This is a genomic window from Bacillus sp. LB7, assembly GCF_030449715.1.
GTDB lineage: Bacteria > Bacillota > Bacilli > Bacillales > Bacillaceae > Bacillus > Bacillus paralicheniformis.
Genome location: NZ_JASGCA010000011.1, coordinates 111,177 through 133,070 on the forward strand (window position 1 = coordinate 111,177; position 21,894 = coordinate 133,070).

Annotated in this window: 18 protein-coding genes; 3 read left to right on the forward strand and 15 right to left on the reverse strand. The window is 47.3% G+C overall.

What is annotated here, in order from left to right; all coding sequences use genetic code 11:
• Positions 1 to 245 precede the first annotated feature (245 nt).
• The 3 genes from QMZ64_RS15250 to allC are packed head-to-tail and all read right to left on the reverse strand — an operon-like array spanning position 246 to position 4,149.
• A complete protein-coding gene (locus tag QMZ64_RS15250; RefSeq protein ID WP_265625766.1) occupies positions 246 to 1,631 on the reverse strand; it encodes an allantoinase in 1,386 nt (461 codons plus the stop codon).
• Positions 1,618 to 2,880 (reverse strand): pyridoxal-phosphate-dependent aminotransferase family protein, encoded by a 1,263-nt coding sequence (locus QMZ64_RS15255; RefSeq protein WP_265625765.1) that lies wholly within the window; start codon positions 2,878 to 2,880, stop codon positions 1,618 to 1,620. The genes QMZ64_RS15250 and QMZ64_RS15255 overlap by 14 nt, the downstream gene beginning before the upstream one ends.
• Before the next feature lie 15 nt (positions 2,881 to 2,895).
• Positions 2,896 to 4,149 carry an allantoate deiminase gene (gene allC / locus QMZ64_RS15260; RefSeq protein WP_265625764.1) on the reverse strand — a complete coding sequence of 418 codons (1,254 nt, stop codon included), beginning with the start codon at positions 4,147 to 4,149 and terminating at the stop codon, positions 2,896 to 2,898.
• 164 nt (positions 4,150 to 4,313) lie between these two features.
• Here allC and QMZ64_RS15265 point away from each other — a divergent pair, with 164 nt between their 5' ends.
• Positions 4,314 to 5,912 carry a PucR family transcriptional regulator gene (locus QMZ64_RS15265; protein ID WP_265625763.1) on the forward strand — a complete coding sequence of 533 codons (1,599 nt, stop codon included), beginning with the start codon at positions 4,314 to 4,316 and terminating at the stop codon, positions 5,910 to 5,912.
• A 90-nt stretch (positions 5,913 to 6,002) separates the two neighbouring features.
• On the opposite strand, the gene QMZ64_RS15270 is transcribed toward QMZ64_RS15265, so the two are convergent.
• Together QMZ64_RS15270 and QMZ64_RS15275 are read right to left on the reverse strand one after the other, a co-directional pair.
• Complete coding sequence (locus tag QMZ64_RS15270; RefSeq protein ID WP_265625762.1) at positions 6,003 to 7,199, reverse strand: MFS transporter; 1,197 nt, start codon at positions 7,197 to 7,199, stop codon at positions 6,003 to 6,005.
• A gap of 180 nt (positions 7,200 to 7,379) precedes the next feature.
• Positions 7,380 to 8,786: a YfcC family protein gene (locus QMZ64_RS15275; RefSeq protein WP_265625761.1), complete on the reverse strand. Its 1,407-nt coding sequence runs from the start codon at positions 8,784 to 8,786 to the stop codon at positions 7,380 to 7,382.
• 243 nt (positions 8,787 to 9,029) lie between these two features.
• Between QMZ64_RS15275 and QMZ64_RS15280 the strand changes: the two genes are divergently transcribed.
• The gene (locus QMZ64_RS15280; protein ID WP_265625760.1) at positions 9,030 to 10,076 is read left to right on the forward strand and encodes an anthranilate phosphoribosyltransferase; all 1,047 of its coding nucleotides are present in this window, start codon (positions 9,030 to 9,032) and stop codon (positions 10,074 to 10,076) included.
• Positions 10,077 to 10,154: 78 nt separating this feature from the next.
• Complete coding sequence (locus tag QMZ64_RS15285) at positions 10,155 to 10,976, forward strand: endonuclease I family protein (RefSeq protein ID WP_265625759.1); 822 nt, start codon at positions 10,155 to 10,157, stop codon at positions 10,974 to 10,976.
• Between the two features lie 125 nt (positions 10,977 to 11,101).
• On the opposite strand, the gene QMZ64_RS15290 is transcribed toward QMZ64_RS15285, so the two are convergent.
• The 10 genes from QMZ64_RS15290 to sufD form a co-directional block, all read right to left on the reverse strand.
• Positions 11,102 to 11,941 (reverse strand): FAD binding domain-containing protein, encoded by an 840-nt coding sequence (locus QMZ64_RS15290; RefSeq protein WP_265625758.1) that lies wholly within the window; start codon positions 11,939 to 11,941, stop codon positions 11,102 to 11,104.
• A 206-nt stretch (positions 11,942 to 12,147) separates the two neighbouring features.
• Positions 12,148 to 13,269, reverse strand: coding sequence for an NAD(P)/FAD-dependent oxidoreductase (locus QMZ64_RS15295; RefSeq protein WP_265625757.1), 1,122 nt, complete (start codon positions 13,267 to 13,269; stop codon positions 12,148 to 12,150).
• Positions 13,270 to 13,334: 65 nt separating this feature from the next.
• The gene (locus QMZ64_RS15300) at positions 13,335 to 14,195 is read right to left on the reverse strand and encodes a DMT family transporter (protein WP_265625756.1); all 861 of its coding nucleotides are present in this window, start codon (positions 14,193 to 14,195) and stop codon (positions 13,335 to 13,337) included.
• A 30-nt stretch (positions 14,196 to 14,225) separates the two neighbouring features.
• Positions 14,226 to 14,609 carry a hypothetical protein gene (locus tag QMZ64_RS15305; protein ID WP_075751330.1) on the reverse strand — a complete coding sequence of 128 codons (384 nt, stop codon included), beginning with the start codon at positions 14,607 to 14,609 and terminating at the stop codon, positions 14,226 to 14,228.
• A 681-nt stretch (positions 14,610 to 15,290) separates the two neighbouring features.
• On the reverse strand, positions 15,291 to 16,412 hold the full coding sequence (locus tag QMZ64_RS15310; protein WP_243942270.1) for a response regulator aspartate phosphatase: 1,122 nt from the start codon (positions 16,410 to 16,412) through the stop codon (positions 15,291 to 15,293).
• Positions 16,413 to 16,969: 557 nt separating this feature from the next.
• Complete coding sequence (locus tag QMZ64_RS15315) at positions 16,970 to 17,263, reverse strand: hypothetical protein (RefSeq protein WP_165428001.1); 294 nt, start codon at positions 17,261 to 17,263, stop codon at positions 16,970 to 16,972.
• 245 nt (positions 17,264 to 17,508) lie between these two features.
• Positions 17,509 to 18,906, reverse strand: a complete 1,398-nt coding sequence (sufB, locus tag QMZ64_RS15320) for a Fe-S cluster assembly protein SufB (RefSeq protein WP_145651693.1) — start codon at positions 18,904 to 18,906, stop codon at positions 17,509 to 17,511.
• 17 nt (positions 18,907 to 18,923) lie between these two features.
• Positions 18,924 to 19,370 (reverse strand): Fe-S cluster assembly sulfur transfer protein SufU, encoded by a 447-nt coding sequence (gene sufU, locus QMZ64_RS15325; protein WP_020452866.1) that lies wholly within the window; start codon positions 19,368 to 19,370, stop codon positions 18,924 to 18,926.
• Positions 19,360 to 20,580 (reverse strand): cysteine desulfurase SufS, encoded by a 1,221-nt coding sequence (sufS, locus tag QMZ64_RS15330; RefSeq protein WP_265625720.1) that lies wholly within the window; start codon positions 20,578 to 20,580, stop codon positions 19,360 to 19,362. The genes sufU and sufS overlap by 11 nt, the downstream gene beginning before the upstream one ends.
• Positions 20,580 to 21,893, reverse strand: a complete 1,314-nt coding sequence (sufD, locus tag QMZ64_RS15335) for a Fe-S cluster assembly protein SufD (protein ID WP_023856210.1) — start codon at positions 21,891 to 21,893, stop codon at positions 20,580 to 20,582. Before sufD ends, sufS begins: the two co-directional genes overlap by 1 nt.
• Position 21,894: the final 1 nt, after the last annotated feature.

Below are 21,894 nucleotides of genomic sequence, written 5' to 3' on the forward strand. Positions count from 1 at the left end.
AAGTTTAATCTTATGTTTCTCTCTAAAGAATAAACGCGGAGGGAGACTATTGTCTGTTTTGCAATATCTTCTTTTGCTAGCGGCTGGAGGCGCTGTCATTATTTCCTCTCTTCTACCTTGATACCTCCTATCTTTTATTTACAAGTCTAATATAGCATAAACCTCTGCAAAAATTTTCAAATTATAATTGAAAATTTGATGTCGCAAAATTATTTTTTCTGTTCATCACACAACAAACAGCATGATCACATGCTGTTTGTTGCGCTCCAGTGACCCGCTTTTGCTTCTCTTTCATTCAGCCATGTTCCGCCTGCTGCCCCGCGCGTGTCGGATCCGTCAAATACGAGCCTTCCTCTATTAAAAGCCCCCGTTATGCGGCACGGGAAAACATGTTCTTCGTACAGGCTTTCTTTATGCTTTGCAAACAAGCTGTCTTTTGTAACGGTATACGTTTCATTCAGGCTGACGATCGCAAAATCCGCGTCACAGCCGATCTTAATCTGCCCTTTTCGATTTCCGAGACCAAATCGTCTGGCGGGGGCGAGCGCCGTCCATTCCGCCACCTTTTCGAAAGGCGCTTTATGCCTCAACGCTAGTTCAATCATTGCCAAAAGCGTGAACTGCCCTCCGCTGATTCCCCCCCAGGAACGTAAGATATCGTCATTCCTCAAGTCGGGAGGACACGGCGAATGATCGGATGATACCATATCAATTTTCCCTTCAAGGAGACGGTTTACCAAGTTCATTCGTCCCGTTTCTGAACGGAGCGGGGGCGCGCACTTGGCCAAGGCGCCCTTTTTCAAAAACGCTCTGTGGCTGAAAAGAAGGTAATGGGGACACGTTTCAAGCGACACGTCCATCCCGGATTGCCTCGCTTCATCGATCATATCGACTGCTTCTTTTGTGCTGATATGGACAAAATGAAGCGCACAGCCTGTCACCCTCGCAAATTGCAGGGCGCGAAATACCGCTTCCGTCTCCGCTTCGGGCGGTCTCGAAGCCGCATAGGCATCCGCATCAGTCCGCCCGTTCAGGAGAGCTTCTTGATGGAGAAACTTAGTCATGGCGTCGCTTTCGGCATGAAGCGCTAAAATTTTTCCCGTGGCGGCGATTTCCTTCATCCCCTCTAAAAGCGAAAGATCATCGGCAGCCTGAAATTCCGCATTGCCCGATTCGGACAGAAACGCTTTAAAACCGATTACACCTGTTTCCGCCATCTGTTTGAGATGCCGCCGATTCCTAGGGACAAGCCCGCCCCAAAGCGCAAAATCGACGAGCGATTTGCGCCCGGCGATCTCCGCCTTCTCTTCCAGCGCTTGAACGGTGACGGTCGCTGGAACGCCGTTTAAAGGCATGTCAAAATACGTCGTACATCCGCCGGCAGCCATCATGCGCGAGCCGCTGGAAATACCTTCCCAATCCGCCCGGCCCGGCTCGCTGAAATGAACATGGCAATCGACGGTTCCCGGAAAAATGTATTGACCTTCGGCCTGAAAAATATTTTCGGCCGAACCGCCGTCAAGCACGCCAAGCTCAGCGATTATCCCGTTTTTGACGCCGATATCGATTTTCCTTACGCCTTCCGGGCACACGACGGAAGCGCCTTTCAAAAGCAGGTCAAATGTTTTCATGAGATTCCTCCTCCTCTGAAGCCTTCTCATGATAGAAGTCCAAAGCCGCCTGAAGCGCGTTTCCCGGCGATACAGCAGCACCTGTCCGTATGAGCACCGCTTCGAGAGCCGCCAATGTAAAAAGAACATTTTCTTTCCTGCAGCTGTACCCCATCGTCCCGATTCTCCATATCTTTCCGGCCAACGGCCCGAAAGAGCTGGCGATTTCGACGCCGAAGTCGTCAAGCATCATCTTCCTGACAAGATCCGCGTCAACCCGCTCAGGCACTTTCACACAAGTGACGGTCGGCAGCTTTTTCCGGCCTTCCGTAAACAATTCGAGTCCCATCGCTTCGATGCCCTTGACTAGCGCTGCTTCATGCAGCCGGTGTCTTGAGAATCGCTCGCGGAGCCCCTCCTCAAGAACGACCCGCGCTCCTTCGCGTAAACCGTACAGCATCGAAGTCGCTTCTGTATGATGATTGAGGCGCCTCGGACCCCAATAATCCATCAGCATGCCAAGGTCAAAATAATTGCTGGAAATCGGCAAGCGTCCTGTTTCAAGCTCGATATCTTCTCTTGTGGCAATACCCCGTTCTACCTTTTTCCTTTCATTGATGCGCTTTTCAACCCGGCTGTTAAATGTGATCGGCGCCATACCGGAAGGAACGGATAAACACTTTTGCGTACCGCCGACGACCGCGTCAAGGCACCATTCATCCGTATTGACATCCGTACCTCCGATAGTAGCCACCGCGTCGACTACACAAAGCACATCAAGCTCCCGGCAGGCCCGGCCGATTTCTTCGAGCGGCTGAATGCATCCAGTCGATGTCTCGCCGTGCACAACCGCGACGATCTCCGGTTTCGTCCGTTTGATTTCAGAGATGATCTCTTTCGGTTCAAAAACGTCTCCCCACGGGCATTCCATTGTATAAACATCAGCCCGGTAACGTTCGCAAATCTCTGCCAGCAGATAGCCGAACCGTCCGAAAATGGGAATGAGCACCCGTTCCCCCGGTTTGATGAGACTGGCAAGGACGGCTTCAAGCCCGGCCCGAGATGTCCCGTCTATCGGAAATGCCCATTTATTTGTCGTTCGGAAAATCTGCCGAAGCAGCGTCATGACGTCATTCATCATGTCTGTAAATGCAGGGTCGAATTGTCCCAGTACAGGTGAGGAAAGCGCCCTCAGCACTCTCGGATGAACTTCAACAGGACCGGGAGTCATAATTGTTCGTTTCGGAATATTCATTTCGCCAATTGTCATGATCTTTTTCTCCTTTCATTCATATGCCAGCCTGTATAATACATGGGTCAAAAGGTCAACGCCCGCTGCAAGATCAGCCGGTTTTGTCCATTCTTCCGGCGAATGGCTGATGCCGTTCCGGCTCGGAACGAACAAGAGCGACGTCGGGCAATGCGGGCCGAAAACCTGGGCATCGTGCCCCGCCCCGCTGACCATCTCCTGATAGGACACGTCAAGCTCCTCGGCCGACTGCTTCGAGAGTTGGATCAAGTCCTGATCCATCCTCATAGGCTTCGCTTCCGTCGTCTGCTCAACTGTGATCTGAATGTTCCATTCGCCGGCCAGCTCTGTGAAATAAGCAAAAATATCCTCGCAATACCGGTCCAACACCGCTTCATGATGATGGCGGAAATCAAGAGAAAAAACAGCTTCGCCTGATATAACATTCGGCACATTCGGCTTTGCTTCAATCCTGCCGACCGTTGCCGTTAAATGCGGATAAGCGGCTTTAGCTTTGTTCGTCAAATAGGAAATGCACAATGCCGAGACGGCCACCGCGTCTTTTCTGGCGTTCATCGGCGTCGTTCCGGCATGGTTGCTTTCTCCTTTGACCATAACCGTAAACCGCCTTTGCCCGACGATGTCCGTGACAATGCCGATTTGACGGCCGCTCTCCTCAAGAATGCTCCCCTGTTCAATATGAAGCTCGATAAAGCACTTCGCATCACGCCTGAACGGGCGCCTGTACTGCCGTTTTCCGAAACCGCAATCTTTCATCGCCTGCTCGATCGATACTCCGTTCTGATCGTGCACAGCCGGCGTCTTTTGACAGTCAAACAAGCCCGTTAAATTCCCCGATCCCCAAAAAGTCAAGGGGAAACGGCTTCCCTCTTCCTCGCACAAAGACACGACTTCGATCGACGTTTTCGGCCGGCCGTATGTATCCAGAAGGTTTTTGGCAGACAAAAGGCTCGCTAAAATCCCGTATGCCCCGTCGAATTTCCCTCCGTTGATGACCGTGTCAATGTGTGAACCGGTCAGGATCGCTTTCGCATGATTCTCTGTACCTTCTATTCTCCCAAACAGATTTCCGGCATCATCGAAGTACGGCTCTATTCCCCAGCCCTCCATCTTTTCCTTTAGCGACTGCTGAGCGCTGAGCCACGGCTTTGAATAAAGGAGCCTTGTCACCCCTCCTTCTCCGCTTTCCCCGAATGATGCCAGCCAATTGATCATGTCTTCGATATCGCGGGCTGTACTTTCTCCGATCTTATGAATACCAATGGTCATGTAAAGAAACTTCCTTTCTATTTTTTTGTTATATTTCTTTACAACTCTCTATATAAATACAAGTTTACTGGTAACATGAAAAATAAACATCGGCATAAATGTCACAAATCCGCTCATTTTTTGTTGATAATGGCTAAAATGACAAAGGAGGTCTGCACAGATCAATGAATATCTATGACATGATGAACCTCCCCGTGTTTAAAGGCGCAACGCTCGCCGCCGGAAAAACGGGAGGGACCCGGAACATCGAACACATCAATATGATGGATGCGCCGGATATTGCCGATTATCTGCATCATGGCGAGCTCCTCGTCACGACCGCATACCATTTAAAAGACCGGCCTTTTTTATTGAAGGAATTGATTGAAAGGATGATCAGGCGGGGCTGCGCCGGACTCGGCATCAAAACGCGCTTTTTGCAGAAAATACCCGACGAGGTGATCAAGCTTGCCGACGAGCGGTCATTTCCGATCATCGAGCTAAATGAAGATGTCCGCCTCGGTGATATTGTCAATCATACACTGAGCCATATTTTAGACAAACGGACGGCAGAACTCGAACAGGCCATCACCGCCCAAAAAAAATTCACAACCCATATTATGAGCGGCAAAAGCATTCAATCGCTCTTGCATAACGTCTCTGCTGTTTTGAAGCTTCCCGTTCTTCTATTCAATCAGCACCTCAAGCTGATCGCCTCTTCAAAAGCGGATGCCGCCGGGACGCTGTCGCATTATAAAGGAATATTTCAAAAAGGAAACAGAACGGGGCTCACCTGTTTTTCAACGCTTCCCGACAAACAAACTTATTCGGTATTTCCGATCTATACTCATGAAAAAAAATGCGGCTTCCTCGTTGTCTGCGGGATGATTTCCTCTTCAGACAAAGGCTTGCTGTTAACAATCGAACAAGCCGCCAATGTCATCGCCTTTGAGCTGATGAAGGAAAATGCGCTCAAACAATATTTGCGAAGAGCGCGGAACGAGTTTTTCAGCAATTTTTTGGACGGCGCCTTTTCCTCCGCTGAAGAAATTAAAAACCGAGCCAAAGAATTTCAGCTCAAGTGGGATCAAAAATATGTGTGCATCGCCGGCAAATTGGACCGCCGCGAAAAATCGCTCAGCTTCACGGAAAATCAGCTTGAATCAGATTCCGTGTTCGAGCGCCTGGAAGAAGAACTGGTTGACTTCCCGTTTCCTCCGCACCTTTTCACAAAGGGAAACGTGTGCTTCCTGCTGGCCGAAGCGACGGACAGCTGGGCTGAACTGAATGCAGCCGTGGGCGGATTTTTAAAGACGTTTCAGCGTCATGCAGCGGAGCACTTTCAGCGGACAATCTCTTTCGGAATCAGCAACCTCAGCCATCAGCTGAGCGACGTTCCGTACATTTGCAAAGAAGCCGTCGACGCGCTCCATTCCGGCCATTTGTCCGGGAGCACCGAGTTCATCCAGACGTACCATATGAAAGACGTCTCTGAGCTTTTGCGCATGATTCCGGCTGATGATTTGAAGACATTTTACACGCATGCGCTGCATCAGCTTGCCAGCCTGCCGAAGGATGACCAGGGGCTCCTGCAAACATTGTCCGTCTATCTGGAAACGCACTGTCAGATTTCTGAAACGGCCAAACGCCTGTATGTCCACAGAAACACCGTCATCTACAGGCTCGAAAAATGTGAAGAATTGCTCGGGAAAAGCCTGAAAGATGCGGACACAACCCTGCGCTTGAGACTGGCGCTCAGAATTCAAATGCTGCTTGGTTTGTGAGAAATCCCTTACACGGGGCAATCGGAGGATGTAAAGCTGATGATTTGAGCATTTCACTATAGAAAAAAGCCGGCATATGTGCCGGCTCCCTTATACTTTTTCAGGAATTGCGCGGGTCTGCTGCTTCCGCCCCCAGCTGACTGCCGCCAAAAAGCTGAGTACGAGAACGACCGCACCAAAAATATATGGAATTTCCACGTTCACATCGAATAACAGACCGGCCACCGTCGGTCCGACGATGTTGGCAAGACTCATAAACGCATTGTTCATGCCTGCGGCAAAGCCCTGTTCATCACCGGCCATTTTTGAAATCAGCGTGTTAATCGCCGGACGGAGGATGGACGTCAGCATGAAGAAAACAATCGTTGCTCCGAAAACGAGCCAGTACGAACCGGCAATCGAGCAGACGGCAAGCGCTGCCGCTGAACCGATCAGCGTCATGTTCATCAGCTTTTTCTCGCCGAAGCGGTTCGTCAGCATCCCGAGGGCCACCGCCTGGACGAACACGCCGATCAAGCTTGCCGCTGTAATGACAAAGGCAATGTCTCCCGGTGTAAAGCCGTGCTTATGATCGACATAAAGGCTGAATACCGCCTCAAAATTCATGATCCCGAAGTTCAGGATGAACACGAGGACAAACAGAAAAGCATACGGCGATCGCAGCGCGCGCGCCATTTGCTTTGGAAGCGGTTCGCGCTTTTGAGCGGAGCGGCGCTTTTCAAGCATCTTTTCTTGACTGAGCGTTTCCGGAAGGACAAGAAGCGATAAAACTGTCGCCAAGCCGGCTAATCCGGCTGACACGTAAAACGGGAAAGTGAGCCCGAACGCAGCCAAATATCCGCCTGCTCCCGGACCGATGACAAAGCCGAGAGACATCGCGGCGCTGATCAGCCCCATCCCTTTGCTTCGATCCTTTTCCGATGTGATGTCAGCGATGTAGGCAAACATGGCCGGCACCAAAAACGCCGCCCCCGCTCCGCCGAGAAGGCGGGAAACAAACAGCAGCCACATCTGGCTCGCCAAGGCGAAAAGCAGCTGGGAAACCGCAAACGCCCCGATGCCTAAAATGATCATTTTCCGTCTTCCGTATTTATCGGTCATTTCCCCGGAAACGGGCGAAAACAGCAGCTGGGTAATCCCCGAAGCCGCAATCAGCAATCCGAGCGTGCTGCCTGAGGCGCCGAATTCTTCTATAAACGTAGGCATGAGTGGAATAATCAAGCCTATACCAAGCATAACGATGAACACATTCAGCATGAGAATATACAATCTGGCCATCTTTTTCATCCGCGGATACCTTCCTTAAAGCCCGAAAATATCGGACAATCTTAAATTCGAACAATTACTAAATTAGTATATCCACAGATAGGTTCAAAGTCTAGTTTTTTCATATTTTTGCATATTTTTTCTTCTGAAGGAATGATGGGAAAATAAAAAAGCGGAGGATTCCCCCGCCTTTTTATCCATTTACGACCAGCCGACAGCATTAGCAAACATCAGGAAAAGCACGGCCACTCCCATCCAGAGGCCAAACAGCGGAAGGATGAATCGCAGCCATTTATTCCAGGCAATCCGGCTGATCGCAAGCGTCGCCATAAAGTAACCCGATGTCGGAAAGACGATGTTTGAAAAACCGTCCCCGAATTGGAAAGCCAGAATCGCCGTCTGCCGCGTAATTCCGACAATATCAGCCAAAGGCGCCATAATCGGCATCATAATTAAAGCCTGTCCGCTCCCGCTTGGAACAAAAAAGTTAAACAGCATCTGTGTCAAAAGCATCGCCGTAACCGTTAAATAAGAAGGAAGCTGTGAGACCGCATGGGACAAGCCGAAAACAATCGTATCCATGATCTGCCCGTCGGCCATAACGACGGCAGCAGCTCTTGCAATGCCGCAAATCATCGCCCCGACGAGCACTTCTTTAAAGCCCTCATTAAAGGACTCGGCAATGTCTCTCGAGCTCATGCCGGCAATGTAAGCAGGAATGATCCCGAGCGCCAGGAAATAGCCCGCCATTGTCAGCATATCCCACCTGAAATAAATGACACAGCCAATCAAGCCGGCAAACAACCCAAGCGCCGCGATGCCGGCCCATTTCACCCGTCCGCTTGCTTTAAAAGCAGGCACCGTTTCGACCGCTTCTTTCCCCGTCAGGCTTTTTTCAGGATGCGCCCTGACCTTTTCCGCATATTTGAGCACATATACAGCGGCAACCGCCGTAATGACAACAAAGATAACCGCCCTGTACCCCATCCCTGAATAAAGCGGGAGACCGGAAATCATTTGTGAGGTCCCCACAGTAAAAGGGTTTGTCAAAGCGCTCGTAAAGCCGGCGATCGTCCCGCACAATGCGATTGCTGCTGCTGTCATCCGGTCATATCCGAAAGACAGCAGCAGAGGAAGAATGACAGGAACGTAAACGATGGAAAGCTCAGGCGTCCCGATAAAACAGGAAATGCCGGAAAAAACGAAGATTAAGACAGGCGTAACGAAAACCGGTTTGTTCCTGAACTGATCCGCCAGCAGACGAACGCCGAGCTCAATGACAGACGCTTTCCGCAGAACGGCAAAAGCGCCGCCAATCGCAAATGTAAACACGATAATCGGCGCCGCTTCCGTCATCCCTTTCGGAACCGCCGTAAGCAATGCCAAGATATCAACCGGCGTCTGTTCGATCCGTTTGTAGGACGCCGGATCAATCATCTCCCTGCCGTCCGGACTTTCCACCCGTTCATATTCGCCCGCCGGAATCACATATGTCATAAGCGCCATGAGACCAATCATGACAGCCAGAATGACATAAATATGCGGAAATTCCTTTTTGCGTTTTTCGTTCTTTTTCACGTCTTCAGTTTTGTAAGCCGGCATTCCCATTTTTGATCATCCCCTTCTTCCACGTTAACTTTTTTAACATATTAAATGATCACAACATTGATAGCATTGAAAAATCCTCTAAATTTCAGCATCTTTTCAGATAAAATACCTAAATCAACACGGCCAATCCAGAAAATCGTCATATTTTCTGTCAATTATTAAGCCGACAATCTCGACTGTTCCTTTTCTGCATTTTCATGTAAAGTCATAAGAAAGATCAGCATGTAAAGGAGAGAGTTCACATTGCAACAGTGGATTAAAGAAGTCGCAAGAGGAAAAAGGGGCTCCCGCGATTTAACTTATGAAGAGGCCAAACAAGCTGCAGAAGCGATCGTTACAGGAAATGCCAGCCCTGCTCAGACCGCCGCATTCTTAATAGCGGAGCGGATGAAAACAGAGTCCCCTGAGGAATTGCTCGCGTTTACCGAAGCATTGCGGAACAGCTCGAAAACATTGAACCTTTCCAAAGCTGTAAAAGATGAGGTCATCGATTTTGCGGGACCTTACACAGGAAGACATTCTTTTTTAGCAACCATTCCCGTCTCGCTCCTTCTTGCAGGAAACGGAGTCCCCGTGTTTCTCCACGGCAGTGATGCATTGCCGCCCAAATATGGAACGAGCGTAAAAGATGTCCTGGACAAACTCGGAATCCCCTCTGAGACTGATCCTGCACAAACGGCACACTCACTGGAAGAGGCCTCCATCGGATTCGCAGCCGCCGAAACATTTTGCAAACCGTTTGTTCGGATGAAGAAAATCCGCGAAGAGATCGGCGTCCGCACCGTGCTGAATACAGCAGAAAAACTGGTCAACTTCTCTGATGCCGACAAGCTCATGATGGGCGCATTTCACCGGACGGCCATTCAGAAAATGCATCCCGTTTTTCAGCGCTTGACGTACAAAGAAGTGTTCATTGTCCAAGGGGCGGAAGGCTCGGAAGACGTGCCGGTCCACAGAGGCAGCTTTGTGTTTACGATAAAAAGCGGCGCGATCGATTCCTTTATATTAAAACCGGAAAAATACGGACTTTACGCAGATGAAGCAAAGCTCAACAAACCGCTGTCTGCTGAGGAGCAGGCGGAAAAAATAACGGCCGTTCTCGCTGGAGACGAATCGGCCGATACCGAATATGAAAGAAAACAAGTCATCATGAATACCGCCTTGCGCTATTATTTGTTCGGACACTGCGCGGCCATTGAAGAAGGCGTCCCAACGGCGGAAAAACAGCTGAAAGAAAAAGCCGGCTTGGAAGCCCTCGAAAGGTGGAAAGCTTCATTTACAAGACCGTAAGAAAACCGTAACGAAAATGATATTTCCTTTTCATGAAAAGATTGGATAATGAAAGAATGAAAAGGAGGGAATCGAAAGATGAATCGAAAATGTCTCATACCGTTTATTTTGATGTTGTCGGCGATGTGCGCGCCCACCCAAAACGCAGAAGCCTTCCAGTTGTTTTCCTTACACGTCCAGCCCCATCAGTCCTCGGCTCCGGCGGATTACTACGAACAGGCACAAGGCAAAACAGGCGAAGCTTTAAAACAAGCGCTTCACGACACAATCGACGATCATAGAGAGCTTTCTTACAGTGAGGTATGGGAAGCGCTGAAAGCAACGGACGAAGATCCGGCCAATCGAAATCACGTGATTCTCTTATATTCCAGGGAGTCGCGCTCTAAACAGGCGAACGGGGGGCAAACCGGCGATTGGAACCGCGAGCACGTATGGGCAAAATCGCACGGCGATTTCGGAACAAGCAAAGGGCCCGGAACAGATTTGCATCATCTCAGGCCCAGCGATGTACAAGTAAACGCCGCCCGCGGAAACCTTGATTTCGACGAAGGCGGCAGCCCCTATCCCGGTTCCCCCGGAAACCGCTATGACGGCGATTCCTGGGAACCTGACAAAAGCATTAAAGGCGATGTCGCCAGAATGATTTTCTATATGGCGGTCCGCTATGAAGGAGATGACGGTCATCCGGATCTTGAAATGAACGACACAACGAACAACGGATCTAAACCATACCACGGAAAAATGTCGGTTTTATTGAAATGGCACCATGAAGACCCTGTCGATGCCCTCGAAAGAAAGCGGAACGACATCATCTATCAGCAATACCAGCATAACCGCAATCCATTCATTGATCACCCTGAATGGGCGGAGGATATTTGGGGATCAGACGTTTTGAATTGAACAAAAAAAGCGCCTGCCCGGCGCTCTTTTTTTAAAACCTCTGTTTTTTTGTTCATCACCGATTTTACGGCCAGTTCAAATTCATGGAACCCCACGCGCCTGCAAATATTGGATTCAAGCGCTTGTCATAACGGCCCCTTTTTCAGCATATCGAGAATGTCAAACAGCGTATGTTTGATGACAAATTTGCGGTACTCAGCGGACCCTTGTGCATCGTCCAAAACAGGGCCGGGAAAGCGGCTGATCGCCTCATCCACCCTTTGATCGACAGGGAGCGATTCGTCATTCAACGCAGATTCCACTTCTGATGAACGAAACGGAAAAGGGCAGACACCGCTAAATGCACAGCGGACGCGTCCGTCTATTTCAAGAGCTGAAATCGTCGCCAAAGGATATCCCGTATCCCATTGCTGCCTCACTTTTATGCTTGCAAAAGGCTGATGAAGATAGCGTTCTTCAATCAAAAGGAAAATAAGGATTTCTCCCTTGTTCAGCTTCAGCTGCTGATCGAATACGTCGTGAATCAAATAGCGCTTTTCCCCCTTGTCTCCGATCGTCACCACTTTGCTGTCGGTTAATAAAAAAGGCAGCACTGCTTCACGGTAAAAGATCTGCCCGCAAATATTACCGCCAAGCGTAATCTTATTGCGCGCCGTATGGTCAGCCACTTCTCTCACCGCTTTGCTCAACAGCGGAAAGCCGCCGTTTTCCGTGACCTCCGTCAATGTTAATGCTGAGCCTAAAGCGAGGTGACGCCGTTCAAATTGCAGAGTTTTGCACTCAGGTATGTCTTTAATATCGATAACGGCATTTGTATGGATCACATTCAGCCGTCCGGGCGTCAAATGTTCTGTTCCGCCGGAACAATACGCCGGCTTTTTCCCCTCCCGCTCCAGACTTTGAAAGAGCTTTACCGCTTCCTGCGCAGATCGGGGCCTGTAATACTCAAAGTCAAACTGGATCATGGCGACCCTCCTTCATTTCCCAAATTTGTTTAGGAATCAGAGGCAGCCGATTCAAAAAACCGGCATGCCTTCAAATAAAATTAGGTTTTTTCCTAGATTTCCTAAATTTTACTCCATGAATTTATATTGAACAATATTCTATTTTAAAACTGTTAATAAGAAAAAAGTTCACTCTTGCTTCGGGTGAACTTTTTTTGCATAATGATTTAACCTTCAAGCGCGCCGGCCGGATCATATAAAGCGATATCAAGCTCAGGCTCTTCTCCCAAGGCGAGCCTTGCCAATTCCGCGCCAAGGTACGGACCTGACGTAAGCCCTGAAGCGCCGAGACCGTTGGCAACGAGCAACCCGCAAATGTTCGGCAATGAGCCGATTACGGGGAGAAAGCCCGGTGTAAACGGCCTGAAGCCTACGCGCGTCTCAAGCAGCTCGCTCAATTCCAAACCCGGCGCAACGGCAAGCGCCTTTGAGAAAATTTCGTGAAGGCCGCCGGCCGTTACCCGCAGATCATCAAGCTCCGCTTCATTTTCGTGAGTAGCGCCGGCAACGATCCGGCCGTCTTCAAATGCCAATATGTATTGGTCATTCGGAGGCATCACAACAGGCCAGCTGCCGGTATCCGCATCCGGAAGACGAAGATGAACGATCTGCGCTTTTTGGTAGCTGACTGAAAAACGCACGCCGAGCGGCTTCAAAAGCTCGTCCGCCCAAGCGCCCGCTGTGACCAGCACCTGATCAGCGTATATTTTTTTGTCCGCTGTGGAGATCCCTGTTACCCGGTTTCCTTCATAGAGCAATGAAGCGTTTCCGGCAACAACTGAAGCGCCGTATTTCTGTGCGGCGTTCACGAGTGAGCGGCGGAGCAATTTTCCGTTTACACGCGCGGCGCCGCTGATATGCACAGAGCCGTACTCCTCTGCCAAAGGCGGAAATAAAAGCTTCGTTTCCTCATGGGATAAACGGGTGATCTCGCCGATTTCAGGCGCATCTTTGCGCCTGAGATGCGCCCGTTCTTCCATTTTCTCCAGCTTTCGTTCGTCTGTATGCAAGCTGATAGCGCCTGTCTGTTTATACCCCGTATCTGATTCTCCGTCAGCTTCAAGCTGCTTGATTAAATCGGCATAGTACGCCGCTCCGCCTTTTGCAAGCTTGTACCATACTTGGTTTCTGCGCTGCGAAAGCCAGGGGCAGACGATTCCAGCCGCGGCATCTGTAGCCCTTCCCCGCTCTCCGCGGTCAATCAAGGTTACTTCCGCGCCCTTTTTTGCAAGATGATAAGCGGCAGAAGCACCGAGGACGCCCGCTCCGACTACAATAAAAGATTTCATGACTAACACCTTTTTCATTTCTGTTTATTCTACAAATATAACGGATCACATCGATGGAACACAACCTAACCAATGGCTACCGATATTACGCCAAGCACCATTAAGGCAGCCGCGACAATTCTAAGCCTGCCGAACCCCTCAGACAAAAGAACCGCCCCCATCACCGTTCCGATTAATATGCTGATTTCCCGAACCGGCGCCACATAGCTGACCGGAGCAAATACCATGACACTCAGCGCCAAAATATAAGCCAAAGAATTAAAAACCCCGACCCCGACAGCTTCCATCCGGTGATGCTTCCACTCAAACCGGACTTCGCTCCAGCTTTTCGCGGCAAAAGGAGTCAATATGATCAGACGGCCGAGCGTATTGCAATAATCCAACAGCAACGGCGGAATGAGAAACCGGCTGACCGCTGCTTTATCAAGGAGGGTATATGCAGCAATAATACCGCCGACCGCCAGCCCGTAAAGAACCGGTGTGAACGAGCCTGATTGTTTTAACCGCTTCGCTCCCCCTGTGAAAAAAAGAATGCTGATCACAATCAAAAGAATCCCTATAATAGCGGGCAGCGTCAATGTCTCGCCAAAAAAGGCGACCGCCAGCACACAGGTGAGCAGCGGGCCGGTTCCTCTCGCGATCGGATAGACGAGGGAAAGGTCGCCCTTTTTGTACCCTTTTTGAAGAACAAGAAAAAAGCCCAAGTGGGCAAGGATGCTCGCCATGATGATGGCAAGCTGCCAGCTGCCGATCTCAGGCTTTTCATATATGACAACACCTATGGCCAACGGCGTGTAGACAACAGCTGCAATCGCTGTGAACAGCCAGATAAACGGAACGCCTCCATCGGCTTTTTTAGAAAGGTAGTTCCATGATGCATGGATAAATGCAGAACATAATAATACACAAAAACCCACGGCAGTCATTACACAGCCCTCCGTTCATCATAATGGAGTTCAATGTTTGATGACAATGTAGCGCTTCAATTCCCCGTGCCATTTCTTTCCTTTGACGGCATCCACCCAGACGTCATACTTGCCCGGTTTCAGCTTTTTCGTCGGAAAGCTCACCCGAAAATGAGGTTTTCCGCGTGTTAAATGAACATCTCGATAGATTAAGACAGTTCCTTTTTTATTGATCAGCCTGACGGCAACCATCGTCCCCGTAACAGGACTTTTTCCCGTCACAACGATCGAAGTGGCTGATTTCGTATATGTATTGGCATCCGTCCTGAATTTCACCGCCCCTTTGGAAGGCATAGCAAAGGCTTCTGTACTCCCTGCAAATGCGGCCAGCAAGAAAATAACGGCTGTCAACACAGCCTTTTTCAACATTTTCACTGGTCATATCCTTTCTTATACAGTATGAATGTCACATGATATACTCTTCATTATACATGACAATATGATCTAATAAAGATATTTGACAAGAAGATCATGTTCTTCTTTTAATGGACAAATACTGTATAAGTGGGTGAAAGGGGATGATTTACATGTATCAAGCAAAGCTTAAAAGATTAAGACAGGTATAAAAATTGTTGATGAGATGGGTATTTTCACGATGAGCTTTTTCTCGCAGGCAACCTTGTGGAATGCTCGTCGATCGAATAGCAGCCCGATTTCTTTTAACAGCTTAACGGGACAGGAAATCTAAGCTGACAGAGCATATAGAGACAAAAACATGCCAAGTCTTTTCTTCGTCATGAAGTCTCCCGTCTTAACCATTTTCTAATCATGAAGCATTCCCCAATTGTAAAGCCTGTGATAAAAACCGCCCAAACTGAGGAGTAATCCAGCTGTTCCATTGACACTTCGCAAATTACGAATCCGGCTCCCACTCCCAAAAGAATAAACAGATAAGATACGATTCTGGATTTTAAATAGTTTGCCATAGACCGACCTTTCTTTCTGCGATTACTTAAAGTAATACTCAAGTATTCAAAATTTGAGGTTTTAATAATGCTGGGAGAATTTCTTTTTTATAGTAAGAAATCCTGCTGCTTTAACTACTCCTAGAACAATTTAGTTTACATGTAGAAAAGCACTCCTTTGGATTTGTCTTCTCGCTTTAACTGTTATCCGGTAGAATTCCACTGCATCTCGAATTTTTTCTTTTTTCTCTAATAGTTCTGCTGCTATAAGACCGTATTCCTCCATGTCTGCATACTTGCCTTTACTTTCGAAAAACTTGAACGATTCACGAACCATATCCAGATCAAATGAAAGATAAAGCCCTTTTATTAAATCAAACTTTGCAAGCATATCTAAATTCCTGCTCTTTTCAGCCAACTCTTTGCCTTCATAGTATAGGTCATCAGTAATTGACAACTTTCCTTGCTTTGCCCTGACATGGGCGAGGTTGAATAATGTTTTTGGTAAAAAACTGAGATTCTCCTCTTTATATAAATTCAGGGCCTTTTGAAAATGTTCGGTTGCCTTATCGAGTTCTTCCAGTTGGTTATAACATATTCCGATGTTTAAATGTGAAGAGCCCATAAGATGAAGAATACCCTGTGTCTCTGCCTCTTCAAGTGCTGTATTTAAATTATGTAAAGCTTTTTCAGTATACATATGATCTAACCAGTTACCAGCAATAATAAATTGACTTTGTATTTGGCGCTCACCACAAGTCTCATATTTTTTGTATATATTATACGCACGACTTGCATAATTCATTGATAGGATGTTTTGCTTCATATGGTAATACACTTCAGATGCTTTAAAGTAAAATTCAGCTTTTTCCAGTTCATCACAATCAAAAGAATCTAGTTTTTTCTCGGCATCCCTATAAAAATTCAACGCAAGTATTAATTCTTTTTGTCTGAAATGATACATCCCAGCAAAAAAATGATAATAATACTCCAACATCCCTTCCAGATTATTCTGATCACGAATTTTTTTAAACTCATCAAATCGATTAATTAAATTCACGCCGGGAGTAGAATACATATAATCAAGTTGAAGATTGTGCCGAAATAACAGTAAGTTATAATAAACAAGCACATCCTGGTTTTCTTCCATTTGTTCTAATTCTCTTTCAACTTCTTTCCTAGTATCTTCTGCCTTGCCTGGCCAATTGTTTTTTAAAGCGGTGTACCAAAAGTTCATTTTCGTTGCAACTAAATCATAGGGTATTACGCTCACTTATCCTCTTCCCCTCACCTAGAATATTAATTTTCAGAAAAAACATAGACACTTTAAATTACCTTTTTCTTCTTGGTAATCATTTTACATAATAGGTCAATTTTCCACAATGACATTATTAAAAAATTTCAAATAATTAGGGGTTTTTTGACCTACCATTATAAATCATTTTCGATGATCGGTTTTCTCTCCTTATTTCGATGAATCTGAAAAAGATGGTTGTAGCAATAAAAGATTTGTTTGTTGATAAAATTAAAAGACGGAATAACAAAAAAGCCGCAGTTACAATCTCCATGCCTCTAGGCAATAGATTATATCCGCGGGACATAAACAAATATGATGCGTACCATCAATTGAAATCAGATATAACCGATAGACCCTTCCACCTTGATTTTTAAAAAAGCGCTATCCTTGATGAAAGTCTTCTTTAATAAAATAGTTCAAACCGCATGACACAAAGGTTTTATAGATATGAACTCACAGAATTTAAACTTTGTGTCTCATTGCTTTAACGCATCTTGTAGATTAAGTAGACACCTTCCCAATAACTTCTGTAATTAACCACAAATATTAGTCGCTCTGCTAATTAAGCTCCAAACCCGCTGAATAATTTGGTTTATCTTATTATAATCCGGACCTGCGACAACCACAATTTCATAAAATCGATATTGATCAATTCTTAAATGCATAATCACAACTGTGTGATCATCGGTTAAGCAGGTAACTGCACGGGCATGATTCACTACATTTGAGTAGTAATACCTTAACTCATTTGCTATGCATTCCTTGTGTCGTGCAATGTCTGAATAACTGTTTATGTTGGCTGAATAATTGACCGATGGATAAGCCATTTAATTTTCCCCCTCAGAAAATTTTCCGAAAGTAACTATTTTCCAATCATCAATTATATGCCTACTGCGAGTTAATTGTTACTCTTAAGAAATAAGTTATTCTCCCCGTTGTTGAACAAAAAAATGACATTATAAAAAAAGCAGGGTTTCCCCTGCAAATCCCCACTGCTGTAGAGAGATCAAACAAATTCTTAGAAAAAAGAAGAAGACGAACTTCAAAAGTTCGCCTCAACGTTTTTTATATGTTAACCAATAGACCCTTCCATCTCGAACTTGATCAAACGGTTCATCTCAACCGCGTATTCCATCGGCAGTTCTTTTGTGAACGGCTCGATGAAGCCCATGACGATCATTTCTGTTGCTTCTTCTTCAGAAATACCGCGGCTCATCAAGTAGAAGAGCTGCTCTTCAGATACTTTTGATACTTTCGCTTCGTGCTCCAATGAAATGTTGTCGTTCAAAATTTCATTGTATGGGATTGTATCAGAAGTTGATTTGTTGTCCATGATCAGCGTGTCGCATTCGATGTTTGAGCGGGCGCCTTCGGCTTTGCGTCCGAAGTGGACGATTCCGCGGTATGTGACTTTACCGCCTTGTTTTGAGATCGATTTTGAAACGATTGTGGATGACGTATTCGGTGCAAGGTGAATCATTTTCGCACCGGCATCCTGATGCTGTCCTTTTCCTGCGAGGGCGATAGAAAGCGTCATGCCGCGCGCGCCTTCGCCTTTCAGGATAACGGCAGGATATTTCATTGTCAGCTTGGAGCCGATGTTTCCGTCGATCCATTCCATTGTCGCGTTTTCTTCGCAGACCGCACGCTTTGTTACAAGGTTGAAGACGTTGTTCGCCCAGTTTTGAATCGTTGTATAACGGCAGTAGCCGCCTTTTTTAACGATGATCTCAACAACCGCGCTGTGAAGGGAGTTTGTTGTATAAACAGGTGCTGTACATCCCTCTACATAGTGAACGTGAGCGCCTTCGTCCACAATGATCAGCGTCCGTTCGAACTGTCCCATGTTTTCTGAGTTGATGCGGAAGTATGCTTGCAGCGGAGTATCAACTTTTACGCCTTTTGGCACGTAGATAAATGATCCGCCGGACCATACCGCAGAGTTCAAGGCCGCAAACTTGTTGTCAGTCGGCGGGATGACTTTTGCCCAATGCTCGCGGAAAATGTCTTCATTTTCTTTGAGAGCGCTGTCTGTGTCTTTAAAGACGATCCCTTGAGACTCAAGATCTTCTTTCATGTTATGGTAAACGACTTCTGATTCATATTGCGCGGATACACCGGCCAAATATTTTTGCTCAGCTTCAGGGATTCCGAGCTTGTCAAATGTTTGTTTGATTTCCTCAGGAACTTCGTCCCATGATTTTTCTGAACGCTCAGAAGGCTTTACATAGTACGTGATTTCATCAAAGTTCAATGAGTTTAAATCTCCGCCCCATTGCGGCATTGGCATATTGTAGAAGTGTTCAAGAGATTTCAGACGGAAGTCGAGCATCCACTGTGGCTCTTCTTTCATGCGTGAAATTTCTTCAACGATTTCTTTTGTCAATCCCCGCTCTGAACGGAAAATGGAAACGTCTTTGTCGGCAAAACCGTATTTATATTCGCCGATATCCGGCATTTTCTTAGCCATCCAACTCACTCCAATCTTTATTCGTTATCGCTGTTTTCTTTGGAAACGCCTTTTTCAAGGGCTTTCCATGACAATGTTGCACATTTAATCCGGGCCGGAAATTTTGAAACGCCTTGCAGAGCTTCAATATCGCCTAAATCGATCGAATCGTCGTAGTCTTTGCCCTGCATCATATCTGAAAAGATCTGTGACATCTGAAGGGCGGTCTCCACGTCTTTCCCTTTGATCGCCTGTGTCATCATGGACGCAGAAGCCATTGAGATTGAGCATCCTTCGCCTTCAAATTTTGCATCTTCTACTTTACCGTCCGTTATCTTCATCGTCAGTCTGATTCGGTCACCGCATGTCGGGTTGTTCATGTCAACGACGATGCTGTCATTTAAAACCCCTTTGTTTCTCGGGTTTTTGTAGTGATCCATTATCACCTGGCGATACAGTGTATCCAAGTTCACATTAAAAGACATTTGTGAAATACTCCTTTGTCTTCTGAAGAGCTTCAATCAGTTTGTCGATGTCTTCTTCCGTATTATACAGATAAAAGCTTGCTCTTGCAGTGGCGGAAACGTTCAGCCATTTCATCAAAGGCTGTGCGCAGTGATGGCCGGCTCTGACGGCGACCCCTTCTGCATCAAGCACGGTCGCCACATCGTGCGGATGAACGTCTTCAAGGTTGAATGTCACGAGTCCTGCACGTTCGGCCGGACCATAGACAGTCGCGCCTTCAAGTTCTTTAAAGCGCTCCAGGGCGTAGGCCGCCAAACGGTGTTCATGCGCCAATATTTCGTCAAGTCCGATGTCTTCAAGGAAGTCAATCGCCGCTCCCAAGCCGATCGCACCGGCAATGATCGGTGTGCCGGCTTCGAATTTCCAAGGCAGCTCCTTCCAAGTCGATTCGTAAAGACCGACAAAATCGATCATTTCTCCGCCGAATTCTGCGGGTTCCATGTTTTCAAGCAATGCTCTTTTTCCATACAATACCCCGATCCCGGTCGGGCCACACATTTTGTGGGCTGAAAACGTGTAGAAATCGCAGTCCAAATCCTGGACGTCAATTTTCATGTGAGGCGTGCTTTGCGCACCGTCTACGACCATGATCGCGCCGTTGTCATGCGCGATTTTGGCTATTTCCTTAATCGGGTTGATCGTACCGAGAACGTTTGAAACATGCGCAGCAGAGACGATTTTTGTATTTTCCGTCACCGTTTCCCTGACATCGTCCAAGGAAATGGTTCCGTCTTCCTGAAGCGGAATGTACTTCAGCGTGGCGCCGGTTGCTTTGACAGCCTGCTGCCACGGAATAATATTCGCATGGTGCTCCATCGGTGTAATGACGATTTCATCACCGGGCTTGAGGTTTGCGCGGGCATAGCTGAGCGCAACCGTGTTCAGGGCCGTTGTCGTACCCCTTGTAAAAATAATTTCCTGCATCGACTTCGCGTTGATAAACTTCCTGACCTTCTCACGAGCTCCTTCATATCCATCCGTTGCTTTCGTTCCTAATGTATGAACGCCGCGATGGACATTGGAATTGTAAGAGTTGTAATACTCATCAATCGTCTCGATGACAACGCGCGGCTTCTGCGATGTAGCCGCGCTGTCCAAATAAACGAGATCGTGTCCGTTGACCTGTTGGCTGAGAATCGGAAACTGTTCGCGAATATCTTTGGCATTCATTATTTTACTTTCCTTTCAATCACAGAGACCAGCTGCTTCTTCACGCCTTCGATCGGAAGTTCATTGACAACCGGTGCGAGGAAGCCGTAAATGACGAGGCGCTCTGCTTCTTCTTTTGGAATTCCGCGGCTCATCAAATAGTAAAGCTGAACCGGATCGACGCGGCCGACGGAGGCAGCGTGTCCTGCCGTTACATCGTCTTCATCGATTAAAAGGATCGGGTTGGCGTCGCCGCGCGCTTTTTCACTCAGCATAAGAACGCGTGATTCCTGCTCTGCATTTGATTTTGACGCGCCGTGCTCGATTTTTCCGATGCCGTTGAAGATCGAAGATGCGGAATCTTTCATAACGCCGTGTTTTAAAATATAGCCTTCTGAATGCTTTCCGTGATGAATGATTTGCGTTGTAAAGTTTTGAGTCTGTTCTCCTCTGCCGACGACAACCGTTTTCGTATCGCCGAATGTGCCGTCTCCATGCAGGTTTGTCGTGTTTTCAGAAACGGTGTCTCCGTCATTCATCAAACCGAGCGCCCATTCAATTTTGCTGTCGCGTCCGAGTGCAGTTCCGCGGCGGCTGACATAAGCCGTCACCCCTGCGGAAAGGTTGTCGACCGCGCCGTATTGCACGCGGGCATTCGCGCCTGTGATCACTTCTGACACGATGTTAAAGACCGCTTCCTTAGGGTTCACAGTGCTGATGTAGTTTTCTACATATGTGACTGCACTGTTGTCATCAGCAACGACAAGTACATGGTTGAAAAGCGTTGTATCATTGCTTTCATGGACATAAACAGCTTGCACAGGCGCTTCCAGTTCGACGTTTTTCGGAACGTAAAGGAAGGCTCCGCCGTTCAGAAGCGCTGCATGCAATGCCGTTAATTTATGCTCATCGGCTTTTACGCCGTCTTTCATAAAGTATTTTTTGACTAGCTCGCCGTGTTCGCGGAACGCAGTATGAATATCTGTAAAGATGACGCCTTTATCCTGCAGCTCTTTTGAAAGAGAAAGGTAAGCCGGCGTCTGGTCTCTTTGGACATAAAGCGTTTTGTCTTCATTTCCAAGATCGATCAGCGATTTGACCTCATCTGAAAGATCATCCAAAGAATCAAGCGGTTTATTTTCTACAGTATGCTTATCAAACCGTGTAAAATTCCAATTTGTAATTTTCGTTTTATCAGGTTTCGGCAGCGGCAGATCTTCGGCTTTTTCAAGCGCTTCTAAGCGTAGATCTTGCAGCCATGCCGGTTCCTGGTGCTTCTCAGAGAAGCTTTTGACATATTCCCGATCTACAGATAGTTTTGTTTCCAATGTCATG

What these genes read in the sequence shown, in the direction of transcription:
- QMZ64_RS15250 (WP_265625766.1), bottom strand. Translation starts at nt 1,631, where the DNA reads ATGAAAACATTTGACCTGCTTTTGAAAGGCGCTTCCGTCGTGTGCCCG.
- QMZ64_RS15255 (WP_265625765.1), bottom strand. Translation starts at nt 2,880, where the DNA reads ATGACAATTGGCGAAATGAATATTCCGAAACGAACAATTATGACTCCC.
- allC (WP_265625764.1), bottom strand. Translation starts at nt 4,149, where the DNA reads ATGACCATTGGTATTCATAAGATCGGAGAAAGTACAGCCCGCGATATC.
- QMZ64_RS15265 (WP_265625763.1), top strand. Translation starts at nt 4,314, where the DNA reads ATGAATATCTATGACATGATGAACCTCCCCGTGTTTAAAGGCGCAACG.
- QMZ64_RS15270 (WP_265625762.1), bottom strand. Translation starts at nt 7,199, where the DNA reads ATGAAAAAGATGGCCAGATTGTATATTCTCATGCTGAATGTGTTCATC.
- QMZ64_RS15275 (WP_265625761.1), bottom strand. Translation starts at nt 8,786, where the DNA reads ATGGGAATGCCGGCTTACAAAACTGAAGACGTGAAAAAGAACGAAAAA.
- QMZ64_RS15285 (WP_265625759.1), top strand. Translation starts at nt 10,155, where the DNA reads ATGAATCGAAAATGTCTCATACCGTTTATTTTGATGTTGTCGGCGATG.
- QMZ64_RS15290 (WP_265625758.1), bottom strand. Translation starts at nt 11,941, where the DNA reads ATGATCCAGTTTGACTTTGAGTATTACAGGCCCCGATCTGCGCAGGAA.
- QMZ64_RS15295 (WP_265625757.1), bottom strand. Translation starts at nt 13,269, where the DNA reads ATGAAATCTTTTATTGTAGTCGGAGCGGGCGTCCTCGGTGCTTCTGCC.
- QMZ64_RS15300 (WP_265625756.1), bottom strand. Translation starts at nt 14,195, where the DNA reads ATGACTGCCGTGGGTTTTTGTGTATTATTATGTTCTGCATTTATCCAT.
- QMZ64_RS15315 (WP_165428001.1), bottom strand. Translation starts at nt 17,263, where the DNA reads ATGGCTTATCCATCGGTCAATTATTCAGCCAACATAAACAGTTATTCA.
- sufB (WP_145651693.1), bottom strand. Translation starts at nt 18,906, where the DNA reads ATGGCTAAGAAAATGCCGGATATCGGCGAATATAAATACGGTTTTGCC.
- sufU (WP_020452866.1), bottom strand. Translation starts at nt 19,370, where the DNA reads ATGTCTTTTAATGTGAACTTGGATACACTGTATCGCCAGGTGATAATG.
- sufS (WP_265625720.1), bottom strand. Translation starts at nt 20,580, where the DNA reads ATGAATGCCAAAGATATTCGCGAACAGTTTCCGATTCTCAGCCAACAG.
- sufD (WP_023856210.1), bottom strand. Translation starts at nt 21,893, where the DNA reads ATGACATTGGAAACAAAACTATCTGTAGATCGGGAATATGTCAAAAGC.